This is a genomic window from Pradoshia sp. Z4_20, assembly GCF_058216035.1.
In genome coordinates this window covers 748466-773274 of the sequence record NZ_JBZAJD010000001.1, presented here as the reverse complement: position 1 = coordinate 773274, position 24809 = coordinate 748466, and the positions used below count along the sequence as shown (strand labels likewise).

26 protein-coding genes and 1 riboswitch are annotated in these 24809 nt (G+C 37.9%); of the genes, 3 read left to right on the top strand and 23 right to left on the bottom strand.

From position 1 onward, the window contains the following. Positions 1 to 51 precede the first annotated feature (51 nt). From AC4BHP_RS03675 to AC4BHP_RS03650, 6 genes are all read right to left on the bottom strand, one after another. A complete protein-coding gene (locus tag AC4BHP_RS03675) occupies positions 52 to 837 on the bottom strand; it encodes a metallophosphoesterase (RefSeq protein WP_490551311.1) in 786 nt (261 codons plus the stop codon). 83 nt (positions 838 to 920) lie between these two features. Then, positions 921 to 1571, bottom strand: coding sequence for a CBS domain-containing protein (locus AC4BHP_RS03670; protein WP_066107536.1), 651 nt, complete (start codon positions 1569 to 1571; stop codon positions 921 to 923). A gap of 93 nt (positions 1572 to 1664) precedes the next feature. Continuing rightward, positions 1665 to 2123 (bottom strand): YpbF family protein, encoded by a 459-nt coding sequence (locus tag AC4BHP_RS03665; RefSeq protein WP_066107539.1) that lies wholly within the window; start codon positions 2121 to 2123, stop codon positions 1665 to 1667. Positions 2124 to 2236: 113 nt separating this feature from the next. Next, on the bottom strand, positions 2237 to 2830 hold the full coding sequence (locus tag AC4BHP_RS03660; RefSeq protein WP_066107543.1) for a CPBP family intramembrane glutamic endopeptidase: 594 nt from the start codon (positions 2828 to 2830) through the stop codon (positions 2237 to 2239). A 4-nt stretch (positions 2831 to 2834) separates the two neighbouring features. After that, entirely contained in the window at positions 2835 to 4310 is a 1476-nt protein-coding gene (locus tag AC4BHP_RS03655; protein WP_148629894.1) for a RecQ family ATP-dependent DNA helicase, read from the bottom strand. 2 nt (positions 4311 to 4312) lie between these two features. Further along, positions 4313 to 5368 (bottom strand): YpbB family protein, encoded by a 1056-nt coding sequence (locus AC4BHP_RS03650; RefSeq protein ID WP_066107549.1) that lies wholly within the window; start codon positions 5366 to 5368, stop codon positions 4313 to 4315. Positions 5369 to 5587: 219 nt separating this feature from the next. On the opposite strand from AC4BHP_RS03650, the gene AC4BHP_RS03645 reads away from it, so the two are divergent. After that, positions 5588 to 5836 carry a ferredoxin gene (locus tag AC4BHP_RS03645; protein WP_066107552.1) on the top strand — a complete coding sequence of 83 codons (249 nt, stop codon included), beginning with the start codon at positions 5588 to 5590 and terminating at the stop codon, positions 5834 to 5836. A gap of 54 nt (positions 5837 to 5890) precedes the next feature. Here AC4BHP_RS03645 and AC4BHP_RS03640 read toward each other — a convergent pair whose 3' ends face one another. Further along, complete coding sequence (locus AC4BHP_RS03640; RefSeq protein ID WP_066107555.1) at positions 5891 to 6478, bottom strand: ECF transporter S component; 588 nt, start codon at positions 6476 to 6478, stop codon at positions 5891 to 5893. 177 nt (positions 6479 to 6655) lie between these two features. Continuing rightward, positions 6656 to 6786: riboswitch (FMN riboswitch) on the bottom strand. 383 nt (positions 6787 to 7169) lie between these two features. Between AC4BHP_RS03640 and serA the strand changes: the two genes are divergently transcribed. Further along, positions 7170 to 8753 carry a phosphoglycerate dehydrogenase gene (serA, locus tag AC4BHP_RS03635; protein ID WP_490551310.1) on the top strand — a complete coding sequence of 528 codons (1584 nt, stop codon included), beginning with the start codon at positions 7170 to 7172 and terminating at the stop codon, positions 8751 to 8753. Positions 8754 to 8840: 87 nt separating this feature from the next. On the opposite strand, the gene AC4BHP_RS03630 is transcribed toward serA, so the two are convergent. From AC4BHP_RS03630 to AC4BHP_RS03555, 16 genes are all read right to left on the bottom strand, one after another. Then, entirely contained in the window at positions 8841 to 9314 is a 474-nt protein-coding gene (locus AC4BHP_RS03630; protein ID WP_181162015.1) for a mannitol dehydrogenase family protein, read from the bottom strand. Between the two features lie 132 nt (positions 9315 to 9446). Further along, entirely contained in the window at positions 9447 to 11219 is a 1773-nt protein-coding gene (locus AC4BHP_RS03625; RefSeq protein WP_066107565.1) for an ATP-binding protein, read from the bottom strand. Then, on the bottom strand, positions 11219 to 11938 hold the full coding sequence (locus AC4BHP_RS03620) for a response regulator transcription factor (RefSeq protein ID WP_066107568.1): 720 nt from the start codon (positions 11936 to 11938) through the stop codon (positions 11219 to 11221). The genes AC4BHP_RS03625 and AC4BHP_RS03620 overlap by 1 nt, the downstream gene beginning before the upstream one ends. A gap of 338 nt (positions 11939 to 12276) precedes the next feature. Continuing rightward, a complete protein-coding gene (gene ccsB, locus AC4BHP_RS03615) occupies positions 12277 to 13455 on the bottom strand; it encodes a c-type cytochrome biogenesis protein CcsB (RefSeq protein ID WP_066107571.1) in 1179 nt (392 codons plus the stop codon). Further along, positions 13436 to 15094, bottom strand: coding sequence for a cytochrome c biogenesis protein ResB (gene resB, locus AC4BHP_RS03610; RefSeq protein ID WP_066107574.1), 1659 nt, complete (start codon positions 15092 to 15094; stop codon positions 13436 to 13438). Before resB ends, ccsB begins: the two co-directional genes overlap by 20 nt. Positions 15095 to 15109: 15 nt before the next feature. Next, positions 15110 to 15637 (bottom strand): thiol-disulfide oxidoreductase ResA, encoded by a 528-nt coding sequence (gene resA / locus AC4BHP_RS03605; RefSeq protein WP_066107578.1) that lies wholly within the window; start codon positions 15635 to 15637, stop codon positions 15110 to 15112. An 86-nt stretch (positions 15638 to 15723) separates the two neighbouring features. Beyond that, the gene (rluB, locus tag AC4BHP_RS03600) at positions 15724 to 16452 is read right to left on the bottom strand and encodes a 23S rRNA pseudouridine(2605) synthase RluB (protein WP_066107581.1); all 729 of its coding nucleotides are present in this window, start codon (positions 16450 to 16452) and stop codon (positions 15724 to 15726) included. A gap of 226 nt (positions 16453 to 16678) precedes the next feature. Next, on the bottom strand, positions 16679 to 17209 hold the full coding sequence (locus AC4BHP_RS03595; protein ID WP_139891721.1) for a spore maturation protein: 531 nt from the start codon (positions 17207 to 17209) through the stop codon (positions 16679 to 16681). Then, a complete protein-coding gene (locus AC4BHP_RS03590) occupies positions 17209 to 17802 on the bottom strand; it encodes a nucleoside recognition domain-containing protein (RefSeq protein ID WP_066107588.1) in 594 nt (197 codons plus the stop codon). Before AC4BHP_RS03590 ends, AC4BHP_RS03595 begins: the two co-directional genes overlap by 1 nt. Then, the gene (locus tag AC4BHP_RS03585; protein ID WP_066107848.1) at positions 17795 to 18922 is read right to left on the bottom strand and encodes a D-alanyl-D-alanine carboxypeptidase family protein; all 1128 of its coding nucleotides are present in this window, start codon (positions 18920 to 18922) and stop codon (positions 17795 to 17797) included. The genes AC4BHP_RS03590 and AC4BHP_RS03585 overlap by 8 nt, the downstream gene beginning before the upstream one ends. 323 nt (positions 18923 to 19245) lie before the next feature. Further along, positions 19246 to 19902 carry a molybdate ABC transporter permease subunit gene (gene modB, locus AC4BHP_RS03580; RefSeq protein ID WP_066107591.1) on the bottom strand — a complete coding sequence of 219 codons (657 nt, stop codon included), beginning with the start codon at positions 19900 to 19902 and terminating at the stop codon, positions 19246 to 19248. Between the two features lie 9 nt (positions 19903 to 19911). Further along, a complete protein-coding gene (modA, locus tag AC4BHP_RS03575; RefSeq protein WP_490551309.1) occupies positions 19912 to 20694 on the bottom strand; it encodes a molybdate ABC transporter substrate-binding protein in 783 nt (260 codons plus the stop codon). A gap of 255 nt (positions 20695 to 20949) precedes the next feature. After that, a complete protein-coding gene (moaA, locus tag AC4BHP_RS03570) occupies positions 20950 to 21966 on the bottom strand; it encodes a GTP 3',8-cyclase MoaA (protein ID WP_219847589.1) in 1017 nt (338 codons plus the stop codon). A gap of 132 nt (positions 21967 to 22098) precedes the next feature. After that, positions 22099 to 22332: a molybdopterin converting factor subunit 1 gene (gene moaD, locus AC4BHP_RS03565; protein WP_066107599.1), complete on the bottom strand. Its 234-nt coding sequence runs from the start codon at positions 22330 to 22332 to the stop codon at positions 22099 to 22101. Next, positions 22329 to 22775: a molybdenum cofactor biosynthesis protein MoaE gene (locus AC4BHP_RS03560; protein ID WP_066107853.1), complete on the bottom strand. Its 447-nt coding sequence runs from the start codon at positions 22773 to 22775 to the stop codon at positions 22329 to 22331. The genes moaD and AC4BHP_RS03560 overlap by 4 nt, the downstream gene beginning before the upstream one ends. Positions 22776 to 22956: 181 nt before the next feature. Beyond that, positions 22957 to 24213 carry a molybdopterin molybdotransferase MoeA gene (locus tag AC4BHP_RS03555; RefSeq protein WP_490551308.1) on the bottom strand — a complete coding sequence of 419 codons (1257 nt, stop codon included), beginning with the start codon at positions 24211 to 24213 and terminating at the stop codon, positions 22957 to 22959. Positions 24214 to 24278: 65 nt separating this feature from the next. On the opposite strand from AC4BHP_RS03555, the gene moaC reads away from it, so the two are divergent. Next, entirely contained in the window at positions 24279 to 24767 is a 489-nt protein-coding gene (gene moaC / locus AC4BHP_RS03550) for a cyclic pyranopterin monophosphate synthase MoaC (RefSeq protein ID WP_066107605.1), read from the top strand. Positions 24768 to 24809: the final 42 nt, after the last annotated feature.

The following is a 24809-nucleotide window of genomic DNA, read 5'->3' as shown; positions in this document are numbered from 1 at the left end:
CTCTCCATTCCATTGTATGAAGGGAGTCACAGTCGGTACCTTGTTTTAAAATCATGAAGGAGTTAACTTCTTTAAATGGATTAAATGAGTCTCAGGTTTTGCCATTAATCGCAGCGGAAGTAAGCTTGTTCCATATCCATTACTTGTTAGGATGGTCGTATCATTCCTCTCGCTGACGCCGCCCAATTTATATCTGCCCATTCCAAAAATCCTAATTTGTCCCCCATGTGTATGGCCGCTCAATACTAAATCAATTCCATATGATTTCTCAATTTCCTTTTCAATTTTCGGAGTATGACTGGCTAGAATTCTAAAACTGTCAGATTCCACTTCTTCCATTGCCAAATCAAGCCGCCCCGTTTGTTCCTCTTCATCATAAAAGTCAATTCCAAGCAGGCGTATTTTACCGCCATCCTTTGTTTCAAACAGTACGCTTGTATCTAGTAATTCATGGATATCCAACTCTACAAAAAGTGCATCCAGTTCATGTCTATCTATTTCATAATCATTATTACCCCATATGAAATAAACAGGACCTACACTTTTTAATTTAGTTAAATTTTCTTTTATTCTATCTAGCGGTACCCCTTTTTCAGCTAGGTCACCGCCAATTAAAACAAAATCAGCCTTCCCTTTTACCTGCCCAATAATTTCATTACTGATGACCCGCCTATGTATATCTGAAATAAAAAAGATTGTGATGGTCTCATCACTTGGAAATGTACTGAATTCAAACGTATGATCAATCACTCGGTCCTGATGCGCAAGCCTGTACATATATATGAGTAAGCACACATATAAAGCAATTAATAAACCAAAAAAGAACAGCACTGCCATAGTATCTCCCTTTCAATCCTTTATATCTTATAACTAAAAGAAGCCAGCCTAATAAATGACTAGCTCTACATTTATTTATATCTTTATTTTTGATCAATATGCAAAACTTTTTCATCAATATGCAAGACTCTAAAGCCTGATTCCTCTAATTTACGGATAAATTTATCTACATTCGGCGCTTTCACTACTTTAATGACAATGCGCCTTAAAAGTTTATCGGTTTCATCAAAGGTAACTAATGAAATTATTTGTTGCTGATATTGCCTTGCAATCTCAGTTAACCTGGCAATACGCCCCTTGGTTTCGACTGTAGTTAATGCTATCCTCACACCAGGTACATGAACGCCAAAGGTACTCTGGAATTGTTCAATTATATCATAGCGCGTAACAATGCCATGGAAATACTCGTAATCATCCACTACGGCTAATAAAGGTGTCTCTTTTAAGTCCAAAAATATATTTTCGTATATTTCGTCTTCTTTTAATGTTTTGTTTACCTCAGCGATCGATTCTGCTTTTGTTTCCTTTAAAAAAATATCTCTCGGCAGCTCTGATAAGAAGGCTGCTTTGTATACTCGATACCTTGTGATCGTACCTATATACTTATTTCCTTTAAGAACTGGCACTCCCTCAATTTGATGTTCATCCAGCACCGAGAAAACCTCTTGAAGAGTATCATTGTAAGAAACCGTATGACAATGATATTTTGAAATCATGATATTCTTTACAAACATCAAAGCACCCCCACCGCAATCTAGTATAAACATTCCCTATAATTGATACTTATTCGACAAATCTCAGACTTTACCTGCCTATTTTGTGAAAAATTATTTATTTTCGTGAAAAAGATTAATATCATATAAATCTTTAAATTTATTAAAGAGGATATGTCTATTTTTCCAAGCTACATCATTTTTCCATAGATCCTTACTCCTATCTATAATCTCACATCGCAGTGCGTGAAATTCCTTTTCTGCCTTGTCCATCTTTTTTTTGTAATAAAGCATCCCTCCATACATAAAGGCAAGCATTAGCATACAGAGAATGATAAACTCATTGTCAAAAAAATAGTTATACATGGACATAAAAGAATAAGAATAAAGAGGAATAATGTTCTTATATACATAAACAACTAGAATTGCTGTTAAACCTAATGTAATGTAAATAAATAAAAAATGACGGGATTTATAATGATCGAACTTGCGTTTTCTTTTCACCACATTGTTGAGCATTATTTTTGTAGCCTCATCGGTATGTTCGTCCAAATCATTGATATACGCTTCCATAAACCACCTCTCCTTTTCATAATCATGTTTATGAAAAGAAGCGGTCAATTATGTAATTCTTGTCCATTATTTATTTACCCGTTCCCTATACATGCTTACTTTTACTAAATCTATTATAAGACTGCTTTTACCTTGCCAGCTTGCTTATTTATGACAAATCCAAGGATTAAATCAATGGTGAAATGCATCGCGATTGTAACAAATAAATTGCCTGTCCACTCATAGATAAACCCAATAAAGAAACTTAACAGTAAGATATTCACAAACAAGTATACATTATATAAATACCTTATATGGATTAGTGCAAATATGAGGCTGGCCATCCATAAACCAACATATGTTTGAATGATTCCCCTGAATAATAATTCCTCACTGATAGAAACTAAAAGGACAATAAAGACTAGTTGCCGTCCATTGAGAGAACTAAAAATACGTTGATTGATTCCGCCATCATTAAAGTATCTCTCGGGAAGATACCTCATCGAAAGTAAGTCGTAGAGAACTACCAGCAATCCTGCTGGGATTCCTATAAGAAGGATAGACCAATCTTGAAAATCAAATAACAATAAAAACTCCTGTATATCATCAAAGACCCATATCCCCAAAAAAGAGGAGATTATAAGCAAAAGCAATTGAGTTTGAATCAATGCCTTGTATAGTTCTTCATCCTTTAACTGACTCACGAGCTCTGCCTGTTTATTTTTCATTTGTTTACTCTGCCCTTCCAGTAAATAATTGTTTCAATTGCATACGCCAATTTTGATCTTCCCGAGGAATGTCTTGCCGTTGTTTTGGAAGGATAGCGATAAGTGCATCTAGTGTTGCTCCACACCGGTCACAGCAAGTCTTTGTTTTATTCTGTAGCTCCTGATTAAAATAGGAAGCGATGCTGCTCTTTCTGCACTCAGTGGAAAGAATCCATTTTTTCAATAGATATAATTTCATGAGTTTTTCTTTTTTTCGATTTTCCAGTTCTACATCTATTCGCTCAATTCGTTCATAGGGGTCAAGAATATTCCCCTTTAATAAAGCCTTATTTAATTCTTTTATCCGTTCTATTTTGTCATCACCAATAAACTCCTCAGCTGTAAGATTGGAGGCCTCATGATGAATAACCCATTCAATTTCTGAACGAATTGGAAAATCTCTTTCAATCAGATGGGAAGCTTGCCATTCATCTCCTTCTGAATATAACAATATGGCCACTGCCGGCAATCCATCTCTTCCAGCCCTGCCTATTTCCTGTACATATGCCTCCACACTCAACGGCATGTTTACATGTAAAATAAATCGTATATCATTTTTATTAATCCCCATACCAAATGCATTGGTGGCCACGATGATTCTTAACTGCCCAGATAAAAATTGCTGCTGAATCAGGATTCGGTCACTAGTTTCCATACCGCCATGATAATAAGCAACACCATCAAAGCCCTTTTCTAGTAGAAATCCACTTAATTGTTCAGCAAGTTTTCGGCTGGATACATATATAACCCCTGCACCTGGCACTTTATTCAGTGCATCAATTAAAATTTGAAGCTTATGCTGATAATCAGCGGCTTCTTCTACCAGGATACTGATATTCTCCCTGTTCACACTATGGATTACTCTCGCCGCATCCTCCATACATAAATTTTTTAAAATATCCTCTTGAACCTCAGGAGTAGCAGTAGCTGTTAAAGCTAAGGTCAATGGGTTATTCAGTTCTTCTCTAATACGGCCGAGCTGCAAATAACTCGGTCTAAAATCATAACCCCATTGTGATATACAGTGCGCTTCATCTACAACAAACAATGCAATGTTGAGCTTTTTTAATTTATCTAAAATAAATCTGGATTGCAGCATTTCTGGCGAGATATATAAAAATTTTAATAATGATAATGACCTCAGCACCATATCCCGTTCCTGCAGGGTTAAAAATGAATTTAAGGAGGCAACCTTTTTTTCGCCTTTCGCCTTCATTTGTTCTACCTGATCTTGCATAAGAGCCAACAATGGTGAAATGATAATAACCAATCCATCCATCAAGTATCCGGGCATCTGAAAACACAAGGTTTTACCGGTCCCAGTTGGCAGCATAGCAAGTGTATCTTTGCCGGTGATAATGGATTCTATCACTTCCTTCTGTCCAGTTCGAAACGTTTGGAATCCGAACATTTTTTCTAATTGAGCTTCTAGCGGCTGCATACTTACACTTCCTTTATAGTTGCCATAACGAGCCTGATTTTAAAATAAGTTATCTCAGATGGAAGGACCATTTTTAAAGATCTTAACTGTTTTGTTTCATTAGTAGCAATGGCCTGTTTGATTTGTTCTTTCTCTGTTGCACTTACAAAATCATCTATCGGAAAATCAGGTACGTTTGAAACGATTTCAACAAGATGATCTTCAATCGTATTCGTTTTTAAATTCCGTACGGCTGCTACTTCTTCTTTGGACATCCCGGCTTGCAGCATTTTTAATGTTCTTTGCGTAGAAGCAGTTAAAAGAGATTGAACAGGTTTACCTATAAGCACAAGTTCTTTCAATAGTATATAAGGAGACTGAACACTGGCTTTAAGCATATAATGAATAGTATCCCAAAAGAGAAGTCTCGCATAAAATACATCTATATTAAGCTTTCGTGCAGCCTGTTCGATTGTCAAACCCGCATGCTGGTGACCTGAGAAGGCTGAAACAATTAATTCTGCTCCGGCTTCATTTACATTACTTAATAAATCATCAAGCTCCTGATATAGAAGCTGGGCCAATTCCATTGAAGAGAGAGGAATCTTTTTAAATAATTTTTTCACTAACAGTTGTTCCTCTTGATTACGGGAAACCGCAATGAAAGAATGATTGCCATTTAGCAAACAGGACGACGTTTGTACCAATAATTGCAGCCTCATCCAAAATCCATGAGCTGCATCTTGAAAGGTACGACCATCCAGGTTAGTTAACTGAGGATAATCCTTTTCCCAAAAGGAAAGTGCTTGTTTACCATGCTGCGTACAGACATAGGTATTAATACCTGTTTCTTTTATATATCCTTTTTTGGTTAATTCAATAATCTTTTGATCCCAAGTCTCTCTTTTTAACTTTGGAAGTACGCCAAAAAACCGAGATATATTAAACAAACGAGCATCTTGAATGGGCTGAGAGGATTTTTTCCCATTAAGTATATGTAAAGGGGAATATACTGTTCTTTGCCCCTTTAATGCATTTATTAAATACAGTATTAATCCGTCAAAATATGGTATAATCATGTTTTAACCCCTTTATCCTACATGTCTGACACTTTTTATCTTACCAAATAGTTGTACCCTCATGCTTAAAATTCAATAGCCTATTTTTCCTTTATTCGCTAAAAACACGCGAAATATTGGCTATTGAAAAGTTATACCATGAGTTTTACAATAAGGTGAGGGGTTTGATATCCAGTTCGGTATCAAAATATATATTTTTTTACCTGGGAGGTATTTAGCATGGCTAAATTTACTATTGTTGACAAAGAAACTTGCATTGCTTGTGGTGCTTGCGGAGCAGCAGCTCCAGATATTTACGATTATGATGATGAAGGTATTGCATTTGTTACTTTAGATGATAACCAAGGTATTGTCGAAATTCCAGATGTTCTGCTTGATGACATGATGGATGCTTTCGAAGGTTGCCCAACAGATTCTATTAAAGTTGCTGACGAATCCTTTGACGGAGACGCATTAAAATTCGAATAGTCTCCCATTAATAAAAGCCTCTGCGGTTTCGCAGAGGCTTTTATTTAATCTATTTTATACATTTCGCAATACAGATTGCTTCGAAAACCAGCCCTGCATTTTAGTGAATAACAGCATAAATACAATGGCAATTAAGGTTCCTTTTATTAAATTGAAAGGAATGATCGCCGTGGTGATCATTGCTCGAATCTCTGTACCAGACATGTTCCAATTCATTAACACACTGTAGCTTGGCAGCAAAATGAAGTAATTGACAAGACTCATAAATAAAGCTAATACGATTGTGCCTCCTACAAGTCCGTACACCATGCCTCTTTTGGTGCCGATTTTTTTATAAAAATAGTAGGCTGGAAGGATAAACGCGACGCCTCCGATAAAGTTAGCAAAATGCCCAATCGGAATTCCTGTGTCGCTTCCTGTCATCATGTAATCCAGAATATTTTTTAATAATTCTACCAGGATACCCGCAACCGGCCCAAAAATGATGGCCGCAATTAAAGCTGGAATATCACTAAAATCAATTTGTAGAAATGTTGGAAAACCAGGGAATGGAAAATTAATAATCATCAGAACATATCCAATCGCACCCAACATCCCAATCGTAACCATTTTTTGAATCTTACTTACACCACTGCTTTTCATTATTTCCTCTCTCCTTTAGGTTTGGTACTACCTCTTCCAGAAGAAAGGCTCTGCCTAAAACGTCAATCATGAAGCCATGCCATAAAAAATCCCTTTATCTTAATTAGATAAAGGGAGAAAAAGGCAATGTGAAACAAAACGTTCACGAAAGATCGTTTTTTGAACGTTAACAGAGACCTCCATCTTCTCCCATCCAGACTATACTGTCGGCTTTGGAATCTCACCAAATCCTGCCTTTACAGGCTCGCGGGCTTAGATTATAAATCATCACCGCCGGTAGGGAATTTCACCCTGCCCCGAAGATAGACCGTATTTAATTAGTAAAATGCTTTAGAAAAATAATCAGGCTAGACATTCCACCTGTATATTTAACTAGACCATTTCTATATTGATTTTATCCCACTAAACTAAATAATACAAGAGATTAGAATCACTATATAAATAGATCAAAAAATATATATTTGTAAAAAATTCATAAATTAATGGCCTCACCTCTATTTTCCTCGAACCAACTAAGCAGTCTAAATTATAGAAAATGAAGTCTTTTTAGTATCTGCCGGCAACAAAAATTAGACTTTTCCAAAATTTTAAAATAGTAAGCGCTTGCAATATTGAATCTTGATTGACACACAGATTATAAGTCTTGTAGAGTGGAAACAAGATTAAATACTTCTACAGGATGGTGACAAGATTGTTTAAAGTGCTCATAGCTGATTCAATAAAGCCTGATGGTTTAACACCATTCATTGGCAGGAATGACATCGAGGTTGTCCAAAAAAAGATAGATGAAGTAAGCAGTGAATTGCATCAGTTTGATGCAATTTTAGTTAGAAGTGCTACAAAAGTAACAAATGATTTGCTTCAAAAAATGACAAACCTAAAAATTGTAGCCCGGGCTGGCGTAGGGATCGACAATATAGATGTTCCTTCCTGTACAAGTCGTGGAATCATTGTGGTCAATGCACCTGATGGCAATACCATTTCTACCGCTGAACACACTTTTGCCATGATGGCATCCCTGGCCCGAAACATTCCTCAGGCTCACCAATCTTTAAAAAATGGTGCTTGGGAGCGAAACCGCTTTGCCGGAGCTGAATTAAAAGGTAAGACGTTAGGAATCGTTGGTATGGGGAGAATTGGTACTGAATTATCCAAGCGGGCGAGAGCTTTTCAGATGAATATTTTTGCCTTTGATCCTTTCATTACGACAGATCGGGCAAAAGAATTAGGCATAACGGTCGGTTCACTCGATAACCTGCTTCAAGTATCTGATTTCATCACCGTCCATACCCCATTAAATAAGGATACAAGAGGCTTATTAAACAAAAATACGATACATAAATGCAAAGATGGTGTCTATCTTATCAACTGCGCCAGAGGAGGCATAATTGACGAGGACGCTTTATATGATGCTATTCTTGAGGGAAAAGTAGCCGGAGCTGCACTGGATGTATTTGTAGAAGAACCTCCGGTGAATAATAAATTATTGTCCTTGGATCAAATCATTGTAACACCTCACCTTGGAGCGTCCACTGCTGAAGCGCAATTAAATGTGGCTAAGCAGGTGGCAAAAGAAGTAGTCTCATTTGTGGATGGAATACCAGTGTCAAACTCCATCAATTTACCAGCTATACCTGCTGAATTATTTAATAGAATACAGCCATATTATCAATTAGTGAAAAAACTTGGCTCTTTCCTATCACAATATATAAACGAAGGCATAAAAGAAATTTCCATTACATATGGCGGTGATGCTTTTGATTTTGATTCATCAATTTTAACAAAATCACTTGTTTCTGGATTTTTTAAAGAACGGGCTGATGTCACCATCAACGAAGTAAATGCCCTGTTATACGCAAAGGAACGTTCCATCACTATAGGTGAAAAAATCTCAAACGAAACATATGGTTATTCAAATAGTATAACGGTAAGAATTAAAGGCGATACCAGACAAATTGAAATGAAAGCAACCTATATAAAAGAATATGGGCCGCGTATCATTGCCATCGATGACTTCAAAATCGACTTTTACCCTGATGGCCATATCCTATATATCCAGCACCACGACAGACCAGGCGTGATTGGCATTGTCGGTAAAAAACTCGGCGATCTTAATCTCAATATTGCCACCATGCAGGTAGGACGGAAAGAAGCCGGCGGTGAAGCCATTATGATCCTTACGTTTGATGAAAAAATTCCTCATTCCGTCATAAATGAACTTGCCGGCAATGATGAAATATCCGTCGCCAAAGCAATTAATTTGAGTGAGGCATAGAATAATAAGAATAGGGCATCTCATAAGCTGGCTTAGCTTATCGATGCCCTTTCCTCTTATATTCTATTAAAATTACTTAGTCTCAGTTCAATAAGCCACTTTATTCTCATGTTTTTGGATTTGCTCATGCAATGTCTCTCTTACAGCTCCGGGTCCCCCAATCAGTTGCTTAAAAAATTCTTCGATTGTATTTCCTAAGCCAACTTCGTACAAGTCCACCCCAAAAATTCTTTCGTTTGAAAGAATAGGCTGTAAGTGGTTACTGACTGATTCAGGTTGGCCGAACTCGATTCCATGAAGATACTGCTGCAAATCTTCTAAAATAGGATCAGGACTGATGTTCATTTTTTTACCAGCATCATTCACACCAAGTAGATACCGGCACCAAGCCGCAATCGTTAAAGGAATAAATGTTAAATCAGTTATTTGAAGGTCATTTCTTTCGGCATATAATTTGATAGTCTCCCCAAATCGGATTCCTAATTTCTGCGAAGTGTCTGTAGCGATCCTCCCAGGTGTATCCGGAAAAGTGCTTGTACACCGTTCCGTAGAGTTTTTCATGTTAAATACCAGTATCAGGATTCAATAGCTCTCCTATAAAATGTCCAGTATCAGAATGCAAAAAAGCACATCACCTAAGTGATATGCTTTCATCAAACAGTTCCTTGTGTAACAAGAATTATCTTCTTAATTCTACTTTTTCGCTGGCAGGAAAAATGTAAATGTCGTACCCTGTCCAACCTTGCTGTAGACATCTATTTTACCGCCATGACCATGAATAATATTTTTTGCTATTGCAAGGCCAAGGCCTGTGCCAGATCTCCCTCTTGTTCTTGCTTTATCAACCTTGTAAAACCTTTCGAAAACAAAAGGCAGCTCTTCCTCAGAAATACCTACACCAGAATCCTTCACGTCAAATTGAGTACCATTATCCAATGTTCTTTGGATAATTTGCACTTCACCTCCCCCAGGTGTATGGCGCAGGGCATTATCAATCAAGTTGGTGAATACCTGTTCAATGCGGTCAGGGTCCAGCTCAACAAGCGCCTCAGGATGGTCAAGGGTTGTATAGACATCAACATTTTTTTCCTGAGCTGCCCGCTGGAACTTTTTCGATATTCTACCAAGAAAGCTGCCAACTTCTACTTCCTCAATATTTAAAGTCTGATGTCCTGCTTCCATTCGAGCCAAGTCTAAGAGTTCATTAACCAAGCGTCCCATTCTTAATGATTCATCATATATGACCTGTGCCATTTCTTTTTTCTCATCTGCTGTTTCCGCAATATCATCTATAATTGCTTCACTATATCCTTGAAGCATAGCAATAGGCGTACGAAGCTCATGCGATACATTGGCAATAAAATCTTTTCTCATCTTATCAAGCCGGCGTTCCTCCGTCATATCCCTTAATACAGCTACAGCTCCACGGATATCATTTTGACGGTAAAGGGGATTCATAAGTATTACCCAATCGTGCCCCTGCGTGGTAATCTCGGCTATTTTAGCTTTTCCCGTTCCCTTAACCTCGAGGAATAAATCGCTTAATGCATCAGGGACTTGGTTTCCAGACTGTTTTTTTTGATTGGTTTCATCCAAAAAACTATACCTTAAAAAGTCATCTGCTGGAGGATTCGTTACAAGAATTTCACCGTCTCTGTTAAACATGATCACTCCATCAGCCATATTAATTAAAATATTCGATAAATTCTCTTTCTCCTGCTGTAATGCCGTCATATTATACTTCAGCTGCCGTGCCATTTGATTGAATGCAATCGCCAATTCGCCAATCTCATCGTTTGTTAAAATGGGAACCTTCATGTCAAATTTTCCTCTGGCCAATTCAGATGCTGCTTCCCTCATTTTTCTAAGCGGAGCAGTCACTCTTGATAACAGGAAGAACGCAAAAATCGTCGTTAAAACAATCCCTATCCCGACAGCTATCAAGATGAAGATTGTCGTTTGTGCGTTTGTACTCTCACTCGAGTCTACAGACTGAAATGCATAGATGGCGCCATCCATTCCGTCATTAGTGATTGGAATTCCGACAATTGTACCCTGAGTAACATTATCCCCGCCCAAAATAGACGATAGATAAGTGGTTTCTGAAACTTGTCTATCATTCACTAATGACTTTTTTAAGGTTTCATCACGAGAAAAGAGTTGATAGACTTCTTTCTTATTCAAATCATTCAAACTGCTGTATATATTGGTATCATCTAAAATAATAACAATATCCTTATTCGGATCGATGATTTGCCAAACAATTTGTGTTGATTGCTCGATATCTGAATGTTCCTCTAAAATCATTTCAACTTGTTTGGCTGTTCGAAACAAAGAAGATTTAGCTTCCTCCATACTTTGATTATGGAAAAACTCCAGCAGTAATACAGTTAAGATGAATAGAACGAAGGAAAACAGCAAAATAATGGTCATCCAAAGTTTCCCGACTACACTTTTCCAAAACATTAGTCGTTGACTACCTCGAATTTATAACCAACACCCCAAACGGTTACAATCATTCTAGCTGCATCCTCAGATACTTTATTTAATTTTTCTCTTAATCTTTTAATATGTGTATCAACGGTACGTAAATCCCCAAAGAATTCATAGTGCCAAACTTCTTTTAGCAATTGTTCCCGATCATACACTTTATCCGGGGTTTTAGCGAGAAAGTATAATAGTTCATATTCTTTAGGTGTTAATGCAACCTCTACACCGTCCGCCAATACTCTATGCGCATCATTATCGATCGTTAGATGATTAAAGACGACAACATCTTTAGTTGAGGTCTCTGATTGAATATAGGAATTTTTCGATGACCTTCTTAACAATGCTTTCACTCGTAAGACTACTTCCCTTGGACTAAAAGGCTTTACGATATAATCATCCGTGCCTGCTTCAAAACCTTGCACTCGGTTTATTTCTTCCCCTTTAGCAGTCAACATAATAACAGGTGTTGCCTTTTTTTCACGCAGTTCTTTACAAACCTCAATTCCATCCTTGCCAGGCATCATCAAATCCAGAAGGATTAAATCATAATCATTCGCCAAAGCAAGTTCTAAAGCATCTTCCCCATTAGCAGCCTCATCAATTGTATATTTTTCGCGCTCTAAATACATTTTCAATAGTCTTCTAATACGGTCCTCATCATCTACTATAAGCAATCGTATGTTGTTCTCTTCCATCACCCGGACCTCCTTAAGCATTAACTAATAACGATACAAATTTATCCACGATATCAGTTTTATTATACATGCATACTAAATATTTAGGAATAGAAAAGTGAATATTTACATAAATAAAGCGATTCTATAAAGTTAAATTTATAGAAAAATAATATCTATCATACAACCAGATTTTTTTAATATAAGATTTTGCCTAACTTCCTATTCAGTTGTCATCCAACTTAAAAATAGTAAAAGCATCATAAATCGGAATATAATTGCAGTTAATAGCTTAAGCCTGATTTTCTAAAGAAGAGTTAAGAACAAAGGGCTTCCATACTTGGAAGTCCTCTTTTTTCTTAATTGCTAGCATATGAGTGTAATCCAACGATAATTAAATTCACCGCGATAAGATTAAACATAATGATAATAAATCCTATAACTGCAAGCCAGGCTGACTTTTCGCCATGCCACCCCTTCGATATGCGCAGATGCAGAAATGCTGCATAAAATAGCCATGTAATTAAAGCCCATACTTCTTTAGGATCCCAACCCCAAAATCTTGACCAGGCTATTTGGGCCCAAATCATGGCAAATATCAACCCTCCCAAAGTAAATACAGGGAATCCGATTAGAATGGATCTGTATCCAACCTCGTCAAGTAAATCTAAATTCACTGATTTTGCCAACGGCTGTATAGCTGCTCCTATACGCTTACGTAAAATTAAACGCAACACTCCATATAGCACGACACCTATCATGATGGACCAAACTACTGTATTCAGTTTTTTTGAATTGATTATTAATGGCAATTCAATTAACGGATCCATCCCTGTACCGGAAACCAATTTTGCTTCCTTCGGGACAAACAACGCCGGCATATTATATTCCTCTGTTTGCTCTGCACCGCTCTTATTGACCCAAGTATATTCAGTTTTATAATCAGCTATAGAAAACATAGTAGTAGATACAACAAAACCAATCGTACAAATTAATCCTAATAAAACGGCTTCCAGCCAAAACGTACTTTTTGATGCTTTCGTTTGTTTAACAGCCCGTATCAGATAAATTAATCCGGCCACAAAACTTATTGCTAAAATAGCTTCTCCCGCTGCTACAGTAGTAACATGTATATACAGCCAATCACTTTTTAATGCCGGAATAAGCGGCGAGATATCCCGTGGAAACATGCTGGCATACGCAATAACTAACAGCGCAATCGGAAGCGCGAATACTCCCAGAATGGCTGTTTTATATATGAAATAAATCATTATAAATGCTCCAACCAACATCATTCCAAAGAATGTTGTAAACTCAAATAGATTACTGACAGGAGCATGTCCTGACACTATCCAACGTGTGATAAAATAACCCAGCTGTGCAATAAATCCAATAATAGTGATAATAATTCCAGCTTTTGCCCATTTTTCATAACTCCACTTATCGTTCTTACCTTTTATGGATCCCGCAAATACAAAAGTTGCTATTAAGTACAGCACAAAAGCAATATATAGCAAATTACTGCTTAAAGTCGCCACTCTGTTTTCCCCCTCTTTCTTGAATCTCTTCCCCTTCGGCTTGATCATACGGTAATGGAATAGAAGTCCCCTCTAATATTTCATTAATCTCCCGCCTGATACCAAACCAGTTTTTATTCGTATGAGCGGCCACAAATATTTTATCCCCACTCTTTTGAATCCAAATACGCCTATGATTCCAATAAGCCCCCTGTATAACGCCAATCATAAAGATAAGCCCTCCGAGCGCAAGTACCCATAAAGTTAGGTCTTTACGTACTGTTAATACAGTTGCAAAACCTGTCTCTATATTTTTGAATTTAAGTTTATATTCGGTCTCACCCAAAGGCTCAAGGGTTTGTTTAATCGCAACAAAGCTAACTTCTCCTTCTGGATGCTCTGGTGATACCATTTTGAAGATAAACGCAGGGTTATTTGGAAATCGACTCTTTGTTGTCGGCTGCTCATTCTCATTAAATTCAAAATCAGGAAAATAACTCTCCAGGTGCACGGAGTACCCATTACCCAGGTCATAGCTATCTTTCGGATTATTCAAATCAACGGTTAAGTTGCCATGCTCCTTTTCAGTTGCTTTATCAATTAAGGTGAATGACATTTTAGTCATGTTTTCCTCGTAGGATGTTTGATATAAAGCAAAGGAATCAAATTTCAAAGGTTCATTTACACGTATCGGATAATCTTTAACTTTTTCAAGCTTTACTTCTTCCCCTGGCAAGGTATCCCCTACCGCTTGATAAAGAGTGGCATCTGTTTGATAATTTTTTACGACCGTACCAACCCGGTCAAGCGTTGCCTCAAACTCTTCTTTTTCCTTATCTTTATCATAAACTTCTACAGTAAATTTATGGTTTTCAACAAAGTACTCACCATTCGTTCCAGGTACAGCTTTCTTTTCACCTTCTTGAATTCTGAGGTAATCATTCACATACATCCCTGGAATAAAACGCAACATTCCGCCAATTAAGAAAATGATCAGGCCTATATGATTAACATAAGGACCCCACCTCGAAAAACGGTTCTTCTCTGCTAAAATATTGCCGTTCTCTTCTCTTATGTTATAACGCTTTTCTTTTAATCTCGTTTTGATTAATTCATAGTTTTCTTTTTCCTCTGCTATATCAGCTTCACCAAAAATCCGCTGTCTGCGTAAAAAACCCTCATTCCTGATTACTCTCTGATTCTTTAAAGCTCTGAATAGCGGAATAAAGCGGTCAAGACTGGCGATAACAAGTGAAACTCCTAAGAGGGACACTAACAGTAAAAACCACCATGAACTATATAAATTATGTAATCCTAACTCATAATACACTTCACCAAACCAGCCGTACTTACTTTCATAAAACGTTTCAGCGGGTTCTCCATTTGGAATATACATTTCTTGCGGGAAGATGGTACCGATAGAAGCTGCAATTAATGGAAGAATGATTAAGGTTACGCCAACCTTTACGGATGAGAAAAAATTCCAAATCTTATCAACTACTGATTTATTGTAGGTTTGCGATCTTCTGGCACTGCCTTCATATTTCATATCCAATAATTTTTTTTCTTCTTCTTCCTTATTGAGCACCTTACCGCATGCTTCACAAAATATCGTTCCATATGGATTAACATGACCACATTCACAAGTTATTTCCTTCATCCTTATTACCCCTTGTTATGGCTGTATTTTCTCCATCATCTTTTGAATCTTCTCTTCAGTTAAACTACCAGTGGTTGAATCTACGACCTTACCATTTTTATCAATTAAAAATGTGGCCGGCAAGGGATTAATCAGATACTGATGCTGCACCTGATTGTCCTTATCGATGACAACCGGAAAAGTAAGCCCATGTCTTTGAACAAATTTATTCACGACAAAATCAGATTCATTTACATTGACAGCTAATACCTGTACACCTTTATCTTTGAACACTTCATATTGACTTTGAATATAAGGCATTTCATATTCACATGGTTTACACCACGTCCCCCAGAAATTCAGAAACACTCCCTGCCCCTTATAATCCTCTAACACATGCTTAACCCCTTCAAGATCTGTCAGAGCAAAGTTTGGAGCGGTTTCATTCATTTTAAGGGTTTTTTCCTTGTCCATGGTTAAACTCGAAAATACCACATAAATGACGGCTCCAGCTAAAAGGGCCAGAACCCCTATTCTCATCCATTTACGCTTTTGTTTGGTCAAAAAAGTTCCCTCCCGCTATGCTTTAGACACACAAGAATATAGCGCTGCCAGAAAGGCACTAATTTAGGGCAGCGCTACGGTTGTATTTACTTATCTTTATGAAGCGCCATAGAACGCAGTTGCTTTACTTCATGTGGTGTTAACTCTCTGTAATCTCCAGGACTAACACCGTGCAACGTCAAGAATCCATATCTTTCACGTTTAAGTTTGATAACGGGCATCCCAATCGCTTCAAACATACGGCGGACTTGGCGGTTTCTGCCCTCATGAATCGTCAGCTCTACAATAGAGGACTGTTTTCTGCGATCCATTGATAGCAATTTAGCTTTCGCAGGGGCTGTTTTACCGTCTTCCAATTGAACACCACGTTCCAATTTCTTTATTATTTCGCGGGATGGAATACCTTGAATTTTCGCTACGTACGTTTTTTCTATTTCGTACTTTGGATGCATCAGGGCATTGGCAAACTCACCATCATTCGTCAGCAGGATCAAACCTGATGTATCGTAATCCAGTCTGCCTACTGGATAAATCCGTTGTTTGATCAGTGGAAATAAATCTGTTACGGTCTTTCTCCCTTTGTCATCGTTGGCAGCGGAAATGACACCTCTTGGCTTATAAAGCAGAAAATATACCGGTTCTTCCTTTTCTACAGGTACTCCACTTACCTCTATTTGATCATTTGGGCCAACCTTAACGCCAAGCTCTTTTACAATCTTACCGTTAACAGTTACTTTGCCTTCTACGATTAACTGTTCCGCTTTTCTTCGGGAGGCGATTCCTGCCTGTGCTATCACTTTTTGTAATCTTTCCATTTTAATCACCTGTCTAATTTTACTTTTTCTGTATTCTTTACTCAAATAATAGGCATTCTACCTAGTTGTTCATTATACTTTGTTTTTGCAGAAAGTGATATGTCCTATCACGCATATTATTTCATTACTTACTAAGAAACACAAAAAAATCGGCTTTTTATACCGATTTTTGTTAAATCTGACTATTTTTTTTCACTTCTTTTAGCATTTTGTGACAAATTTGTGTCTATTGGAACATAATAGCAGCTAATAAGATTGCCGCACCAATCCCGACGAGGTCAGCTAACAATCCCACCTTTAAAGCATCTCCCATTTTCTTAATTCCTACTGCACCGAAATAAACAGTTAAGACATATAAGGTTGTATCCGTGCTCCCCTGGATTGTGGAAGCAACCTTCCCTATAAAAGAGTCAGGTCCATATGTGGCAATCAAATCACTGACCATGCCGAGAGAAGCATTTCCCGATATGGGTCTTATTAAGGCTAAAGGTACTACCTCTGAAGGCACACCTAAGAAGTTTAATACCGGTTTCATCCAGCCTATCAGCAAATCCATAGCACCTGAAGCACGAAAAATAGAAATGGCCACCATCATACCAATGAGATAGGGAATAATCGAAAATGTGATTTTTATCCCATCTTTTCCGCCTTCCACAAAACTCTCGTAGGTCGGGACCTTCTTTATGGCACCCATGACAAGGATGAGCAAGATAACCACAGGTATCATCCAAATTGATATGGTTGAGATCCAGTGCATCAATCCATCCCCTTTCTTACTCTTTTCCAGTAGAAGTACCGATCTAAAATAATAGCTGCTATCGTTGCAATGACGGTTGCCAAAAAGGTCGGGCCGACAATTTCTGTCGGATTGGCTGAATTATAATGAATGCGGATTCCTATGACGGTTGTTGGAATAAGCGTCAGCCCAGAGGTATTCAATGCCAGAAACGTAATCATAGAGCGGCTTGCTGTATCCTTTCCGCCATTTAAGTCCTTTAATTGTTCCATCGCCTTTATACCCAGGGGTGTAGCTGCATTTCCCAGTCCAAATGTGTTCGCCATTATATTGGATACGATATATCCCATTGCCGGATGATTTGGCGGCACATCTGGGAAAAGCCTGGATACGATTGGCTTTGTCAAACGTGTTAAACTATCCAATAGACCTGCCTCTTCTGCAATCTTCATGATGCCCAGCCAAAAAACAAGGACACTCATAAGGCCGAAGCATAGAGTGACCGATTCTTTTGCACTCTTAAAGATCGCTTCATTAACTTCCGCCATTGTTCCAGTAAACATCGCATAAATGATTCCAATTATACTGATTCCGACCCATATATAATTAACCATTTGTGTTTACACCTGAAAAAGTATAGAAGACGTCTTTCCATATATCGAAGACAGTTTGATCTTTTTTATGTAGATAAACCGGTTTAGATATAAGCGTTTGTCCATCAAGAATTAAATTCACCTTTCCAACCTTAGCCGGAAGATTTTTTCCTTTTTTCCACTGTTTTTTGGGCTTTTTCAGTTCATACTTTACTTCGACCTCCTCTTGTTCTTTTTGCGTAAGCGGGTAGGATAACGATGATTTTAAATAAGCTTTATTTTTATAAAATCCTTTTTTTATCGTTTTTATGTCTCCACGCGGTACTACTTCAGTTAATGTGTAATTGTTAAATCCCGCCTCAAAAAGAGCTATATGATCAGCCCAATCTGTAGAATCATCGATAGTAACCGTAATAAGATCCAATCCATCCTTGGATGCAGTTGTCACTAGCGTGCGGCGCGCTTTTTTTGTATAACCTGTTTTACCGCCTGTGGTGTATTTATATTTTTCCGTTAACAGCCTGTTTTTGTTTTTCCAAACACGGTCCCATACTTCATTCGGGTTGGGTGCCCGATGGATCTTAGTTCCGGCAATTTTCTGATACATTTTATTCCCCATCGCATACTTAGTTAGGATTGCCATATCATAGGCTGTGGAATAATGGTTATCAGAATCATCAAGACCATGCGGATTGGTGAAATGACTGTTCTTCATGCCAATCCATTCTGCTTTCTGATTCATTAATGCAGAAAAACCCTCCACACTTCCTCCCACATATTCAGCAATGGCAATCGCCGCATCATTTCCTGATCTGAGCATAAGTCCATAAACAAGGTCGCTTAATTTTATTTTTTCTCCTACCTGCAAATAGATCGCCGATCCCTCTGCTTTTAAAATCGCATCTGTCACCGTTACAGTTTTATCCATCTTCCCCGATTCAATCGCAAGAATTGCGGTCATAATTTTAGTAATACTCGCTATCCTTCGTTTTGTATGGGCATCCTTCTCATATAAAATCCGGCCGGTGCTCTGCTCAATCATAATTGCACTTTTAGCCCCTGTTTGGATTCTTTCAAGTTCTTGCGCTTGTGCAGAAACTGTTTTTATCGGCGAAAGTAAACTTGCCAAACACAAAATCATAATGAGGATGGTGCCTGCCAGCTTCCATAACACTAAGCGGATTGGATCGTTCTTTACTGAAAGATTACGTTTCGAGTTATATTTCTTACGTTTATATTTGAAAGAGTACACTTTCACCACACTCGTCCCCTTCATGTTTTTGTACAAGTCTATGCGCTTAATTTCTTAAATATTCGAAGACAGGTTATTCAGGGTGAGTGATAAGTGAATTAGATTATGTATGAAGGAGGATGCTAAAATTCTTCAGGTAATAATTACATAAAAAAAAGGCAACTAAAAGTTTATGTAAACTTCGTTGCCCATTTACGATCAGTGATGAATCTTCACTCTTTTTTTAATTGAATCACGAACAGCATGAGAAAAGATAGTAAGAATATAGCTAAAACCCACATCCATGCCATGAGCATGTTGCCCGAATCAAGGGCTGTATAAATAGCTATCGGAACTGTTTGCGTAACGCCTGGAATATTTCCAGCAAACATTAAAGTAGCGCCAAACTCCCCCAATGCTCGAGCAAAGCTTAAAATACCGCCCGTCATAAGCGCTCTCGATGCTAACGGAAGGGAAACATGAAGAAAAACCTGCCATTTACTTGCTCCATCTACTCGAGCAGCATCTTCGATTTCATGGTCAATACCTTGAAAACCAGACTTAGCTGATTGATACATAAGGGGAAAAGCCACAATCGTAGCAGCAATGACAGCCGCCCACCAAGTAAATATGACTGGCTTCTCAAAAATCCACTCAATTGCTTGTCCAATGATACTTTGCTTTCCCAACAAGACAATCAAAATAAATCCTACTACTGATGGCGGCAGAACTAGAGGCAACATAAGAAATGTCTCAAAAGCCGCTTTTCCCTTAAAAGATTTCATAGCTAAATAGCGGCCAATAAATGTCCCTGATATGATAACAATTATTCCCGAAACCACTGCTATTTCAATTGAAAGAATAATAGGTGATAAAAATTCATGTAACATATTCATTCCTCAGTTCACTATGAATCCGTATTCCTCAAATATGGCCGTTGCTTCCTTCGATTGAAGAAAGTCATAATATCTCTTTGCTTCAACAGGAAATTTTGTATCATTTAGAATACCTAAAGGATACATAATAGGTGTATGGTTTTCTTTATTTGCCGTCGAGATGATCCTACTGTTATCTGATACAAGAGCATCTGTTTTATATACAATACCAGCGTCTACATTACCTGTTTCAACATACGACAGAACTTGTCGAACATCTTTTGCTAAAATGAGTTTACTCTTTACCTCATCCCATATTTCTAGTACTTCTAATGTTTCCTTGGCATATTTTCCTGCAGGAACAGATTCAGGAATACCAATTGCGATCTTATCGATTGTTCCATTCATTAAATCTTCAAAACCACTAATTTTGTTAGTTTCATTAGGACTCGGAGCAATTAAAACAAGTTCATTTTCTAATAAATTGATATGCTCCCCGTCCGCAATCATTTCTGCCGTAATTAATGATTCAAACTTATCTTCTGAAGATGATAAAAACAAATCCACAGGAGCACCTTGCATGATTTGCTGCTGAAGCACACCGGAGCCAGCAAAATTATATGTAATATTCATTTCTGGATTTTCTTTTTCAAAAACAGCTTGAATGTCTCTTAGCGCATCCTGCAAACTAGCTGCAGCTGAAATTCTTAGTTCTACTTTTTCTTCTTTAACTTCTTGTTCAGAACATGCAACTAGAGTAATGACTAAAAGGAATAGCATTGTAAAAAACGATACAGATTTTTCCATGTAATCCTCCTTGATGTATACCTACTTAAACAGAAATCATCTCAAGATTCAGTCTAATTTTAATGAAGAGCGTTTCTGATTTCACTTAATCCAGCTTAGTCTCCTGGTTCCTCAAGGGTTTATGGATCCCCTTTAAGATGGGTAACAGGGGGTGTGGGTCACAAAGGCTTAGCCTCATAACGTGATATTCTTAGCCTATGTTCCTTGACCAGTCCTTCTTAGGACTTCACTAAAAAAATCTAGTAAATTGATCTATTAACCACCTATAAAGAACATCCCTATCTTTTTTCTATTAGATATCGTTTGTTCCGTCCGTTCATCAGAATAACGGTCCGCCCTCAATTCCCAAACTTGACGAATGTGGTCCAGCAGTTCCTCATCTGTTACACCTCTACGGATTAATTCTTTTAAATCATAGCCCTTTGAGGCAAACAAGCACGTATAAAGATGTCCATTCGATGAAACCCGTGCCCTTGTACAGGAAGAACAAAAAGAATCCGACACGGATGTGATAAAACCAATTTCGCTCTTGCTATCTTTATAGCGATAGCGTTTAGCTACCTCTCCAAAATATTGCTCATCAACAGCCTCTAAATCGAAAACCTTAGACAGCTTTTCATATAGTTCTTTTTTCGCTACAACCTCTTTGAAACTCCATCCATTATCATTACCTACATCCATAAATTCGATAAAGCGCAGAGTTACACCCATCTTTTTAAAATAAGAAGCCATTGGGATGATATCATGATCATTGACTCCCTTTTGTACGACCATATTAACCTTGACCTGAAAGCCAAGGTTAACGGCATTCTCTATATTACGAAGAATAATAGAGGGCTGAATGCCACGACCATTCAACTGACCGAATACTTCGTTATCTAAAGAATCAAGACTAATATTTAAACGTCTTAGCCCAGCATTGTATAAGTCATGAGCATACTTTGAAAGCAAAAGACCATTCGTAGTTAAACCAATATCCTCAATTCCCTCTATTTTCACTAACCTTTCAACTAATTTAGATAAATGACTTCGTAATAAGGGCTCCCCGCCTGTTAAACGCAGCTTTTTTACACCAAGACCTGCAAATAAACGGACTGTTCGTTCTATCTCCTCAAATGTCAGAAGCTCTTGTTTCTTTAAAAACGCATAATCATCTCCAAAGATTTCTTTAGGCATACAATATGTACAGCGGAAATTGCAGCGATCCGTAACTGATAGCCGCAAATCACGAATCGGTCTTTTTAATTTATCCAATAAAGACTGTGAGGTCATGGTTATTCCCTTCTTTTCATTCGGTTTCCAGGTCATTGATATTATCAAATACCACCCTTTGTATTCTCCGGCGGAATTTCATTTATCCATCTAACTCTTACTGTCCTTAACAGTTGTAAAAACGCGTTTTCTTTAACCTCCACTAACTGGAGGTATAAACACCACCACATCTCCATCTCTAATTTTCTCATCTTCTGTCACATATTCTTCGTTTATCGCAACAAGGACTGAATGCTTTTCGAAGTTTGGATAGGTTTCTTCTGCCCATTGCAGCAACTCTCGGACAGACCATTCCATTCGTTCGATGTTCTCTTCCGCTTTACCGGTCAAGTCTCGCATACTTGCAAAATAGAGAATTTTTATCATTTTATTGACTCCTCTGATAATGGCTTTTTATGTTGATTCCCCACCCATACTTCCCCATTTTCCCAAATCTCCTTTTTCCAAATTGGAACAATTTGTTTAATCCGTTCAATCGCATATTCGTTTGCTTCATAAGCATTCTTTCTGTGAGGTGAAGAAATAGCTATAACAACGGCTATATCTGATATTTCCAATTGTCCAATACGATGAGCAATCGCCACTCGTGTACCCGGCCATTTCATTTCAATTTCTCTACCAATTTCCGCCAGCTTTTTTTCAGCCATTGGTCCATACGCTTCATATGCCAAGGATAATGTTCGAACACCGTTTGTCCATTCCCTTACATGACCGGAGAACACGGTTACTGCGCCCGCTCCCTCGTGTAATACATAATCTGCATATTTTTGAACCTCTATTGGATCTTGAACTATTTCAAATGGTTTCATGATCATCACATCCCTGTATAATCTAGCATCCATCACTAGCATCCATCTATTCAATGACTCTTCTTCTACCGACTGCGACATCATATGTTTACTGACGGACATAGATTTTTTGATAATATCCAACCGGTTCCCATAAGTGTTGTTTTCCCCTATTTTTATAAACCTACGATTAATCAAACTTTCATAGCATCCATCGAGATGCACCTTCCTCTACTCCCAATAGCAATAAATCAACTTCATCTCCAGCCTTCCAGCCCTTTTTTCCACCGGGGAGAACGATAAATGTATTTCCCCTAGCAATGGATGTAACCGCATTCGATTTATTAAAACCAGCAGGAGTCGCGCTTAATCCTGAAGAAGTTACTTCATACGTTGCTCGAATAAAACGAGTAAACGGATTAGCATCCAAAAAATCTTCTGCTAATGCAGCCTTTACGTTTGGCATAAACGGTTTACAGCTACCCATCATTTTTAACAGGGTAGGACGAACAAATAATTCAAAGCCCGAATAACAGGCAGATGGATTTCCAGATAAACCAAATAAATACTTTCCATTATTCACTGCTACTGTCGTAACACTACCTGGGCGTATGGCTACTTTATTAAATAAGACATTCGCTCCAAGATGTGAATAAATGACTGGCATAAAATCAAAATCTCCAACTGAAACACCACCAGTTGTAATAAGACAATCTGTCTCTTCAATTGCTCTTTCCACTGTTTGTAGGGATTGCTTTAGATTATCCGCTTGAATACCATATGTATGATTTTCAATTCCCATCCGTTTCAGCTGTGCTTTAATCATGGGTCCGTTACTATTGCGGATTTTGCCTGGTACAAGATCATCCTCTACTGCCAATAATTCTGTACCTGTAGATAAAATACCAACTACTGGCTTCTTGGCTACTTTCACGTGCGTATATCCAAAGGTCGCCAACAACGCAATCACACCTGGAGTAATGAACGCCCCCTCTTCAATAAGCCGTTCATCTTTCCTGGCATCTTCTCCTTTAGGAGAAACATTTTCATTCATTTCAAATGATTTATAAATAGATATGTGATCTTCCTGTTCTATCACCTGTTCAAGCATAACAACAGCATCTGCATCCTTAGGCATCATCGCCCCGGTCATAATCCGAATGGCTTCTCTGGGAGCAAGTGTCTTTTTAGAAATATATCCAGCTCCAACCTCATCAATTACCTGAAAGGATACGTGATGCCCGTCTGAGGCTCCAACTGAATCGGAGGAATGAATGGCAAATCCATCATATGCCGATCGATCAAATGGAGGAACATCATGTTTAGCAATAATCGGTTCCGCTAAAATTCGGCCATATGCTTCTGACAAAGGGACAATTTCAGCTGAAGCAGGTTGTATTTCCTTCATAATTTTCTCTATTGCTGCTGAAATTTGAATTGGTATTCTTTTTTCTACCATTCTTTTATCTCCTTACAAATAGAATGCTATACTATGGATAAATCATATAGAAAGGATGTTTTTCCATGACAGAATTCACTCATTTCAATGAACAGGGTCGTGCCAAAATGGTTGATGTTTCCCATAAAGATAAAACCGTTCGGACTGCTCTTGCTAAATCTTCTATTCTTGTAAACCAACATATTTATGCTCAAATTTTTGATTATTCAAATAAAAAAGGAGATGTCTTTGCCGTTGCCCAGGTTGCTGGAATTATGGCTGCCAAACAAACATCTTCTATTATTCCTATGTGTCACCCTATCCCGCTATCTGGTATCAATATCGAGTTCAATTGGGAAATAGATGAAGCAAACTCCCATTATGAAATTAGTATTCTTACTGAAGTTAAAACAATAGGTGCGACCGGTGTCGAAATGGAAGCACTTACGGCAGCATCTGTTTCAGCATTAACCATTTATGATATGTGTAAAGCCTCCGGTAAAGAAATGGTCATTGGGCCAACCATGCTTTTGAAAAAGACTGGTGGCAAAAACGGTGATTACACGCGTAGCTGAAGAGATAAATTGAAGGTTTAGCTACACTTTTCGGTTAGCTAT

Bases quoted from the DNA above. Each gene is read 5' to 3' on its own strand.
- AC4BHP_RS03675 (WP_490551311.1), bottom strand. From the start codon at position 837: ATGGCAGTGCTGTTCTTTTTTGGTTTATTAATTGCTTTATATGTGTGC.
- AC4BHP_RS03620 (WP_066107568.1), bottom strand. From the start codon at position 11,938: ATGGAAGAGAACAACATACGATTGCTTATAGTAGATGATGAGGACCGT.
- AC4BHP_RS03640 (WP_066107555.1), bottom strand. From the start codon at position 6,478: ATGAAAAGCAGTGGTGTAAGTAAGATTCAAAAAATGGTTACGATTGGG.
- AC4BHP_RS03665 (WP_066107539.1), bottom strand. From the start codon at position 2,123: ATGGAAGCGTATATCAATGATTTGGACGAACATACCGATGAGGCTACA.
- AC4BHP_RS03560 (WP_066107853.1), bottom strand. From the start codon at position 22,775: ATGAAACCATTTGAAATAGTTCAAGATCCAATAGAGGTTCAAAAATAT.
- AC4BHP_RS03590 (WP_066107588.1), bottom strand. From the start codon at position 17,802: ATGGTTAATTATATATGGGTCGGAATCAGTATAATTGGAATCATTTAT.
- moaA (WP_219847589.1), bottom strand. From the start codon at position 21,966: ATGACCTCACAGTCTTTATTGGATAAATTAAAAAGACCGATTCGTGAT.
- modA (WP_490551309.1), bottom strand. From the start codon at position 20,694: ATGGAAAAATCTGTATCGTTTTTTACAATGCTATTCCTTTTAGTCATT.
- AC4BHP_RS03645 (WP_066107552.1), top strand. From the start codon at position 5,588: ATGGCTAAATTTACTATTGTTGACAAAGAAACTTGCATTGCTTGTGGT.
- rluB (WP_066107581.1), bottom strand. From the start codon at position 16,452: ATGGAAAGATTACAAAAAGTGATAGCACAGGCAGGAATCGCCTCCCGA.
- AC4BHP_RS03595 (WP_139891721.1), bottom strand. From the start codon at position 17,209: ATGCACTGGATCTCAACCATATCAATTTGGATGATACCTGTGGTTATC.
- moaC (WP_066107605.1), top strand. From the start codon at position 24,279: ATGACAGAATTCACTCATTTCAATGAACAGGGTCGTGCCAAAATGGTT.
- AC4BHP_RS03660 (WP_066107543.1), bottom strand. From the start codon at position 2,830: ATGAAAAATAAACAGGCAGAGCTCGTGAGTCAGTTAAAGGATGAAGAA.
- AC4BHP_RS03585 (WP_066107848.1), bottom strand. From the start codon at position 18,922: ATGATTTTGTGTTTGGCAAGTTTACTTTCGCCGATAAAAACAGTTTCT.
- AC4BHP_RS03625 (WP_066107565.1), bottom strand. From the start codon at position 11,219: ATGTTTTGGAAAAGTGTAGTCGGGAAACTTTGGATGACCATTATTTTG.
- AC4BHP_RS03555 (WP_490551308.1), bottom strand. From the start codon at position 24,213: ATGGTAGAAAAAAGAATACCAATTCAAATTTCAGCAGCAATAGAGAAA.
- resB (WP_066107574.1), bottom strand. From the start codon at position 15,094: ATGAAGGAAATAACTTGTGAATGTGGTCATGTTAATCCATATGGAACG.
- AC4BHP_RS03630 (WP_181162015.1), bottom strand. From the start codon at position 9,314: ATGAAAAACTCTACGGAACGGTGTACAAGCACTTTTCCGGATACACCT.
- moaD (WP_066107599.1), bottom strand. From the start codon at position 22,332: ATGATAAAAATTCTCTATTTTGCAAGTATGCGAGACTTGACCGGTAAA.
- modB (WP_066107591.1), bottom strand. From the start codon at position 19,902: ATGTTACATGAATTTTTATCACCTATTATTCTTTCAATTGAAATAGCA.
- AC4BHP_RS03670 (WP_066107536.1), bottom strand. From the start codon at position 1,571: ATGTTTGTAAAGAATATCATGATTTCAAAATATCATTGTCATACGGTT.
- AC4BHP_RS03650 (WP_066107549.1), bottom strand. From the start codon at position 5,368: ATGATTATACCATATTTTGACGGATTAATACTGTATTTAATAAATGCA.
- AC4BHP_RS03655 (WP_148629894.1), bottom strand. From the start codon at position 4,310: ATGCAGCCGCTAGAAGCTCAATTAGAAAAAATGTTCGGATTCCAAACG.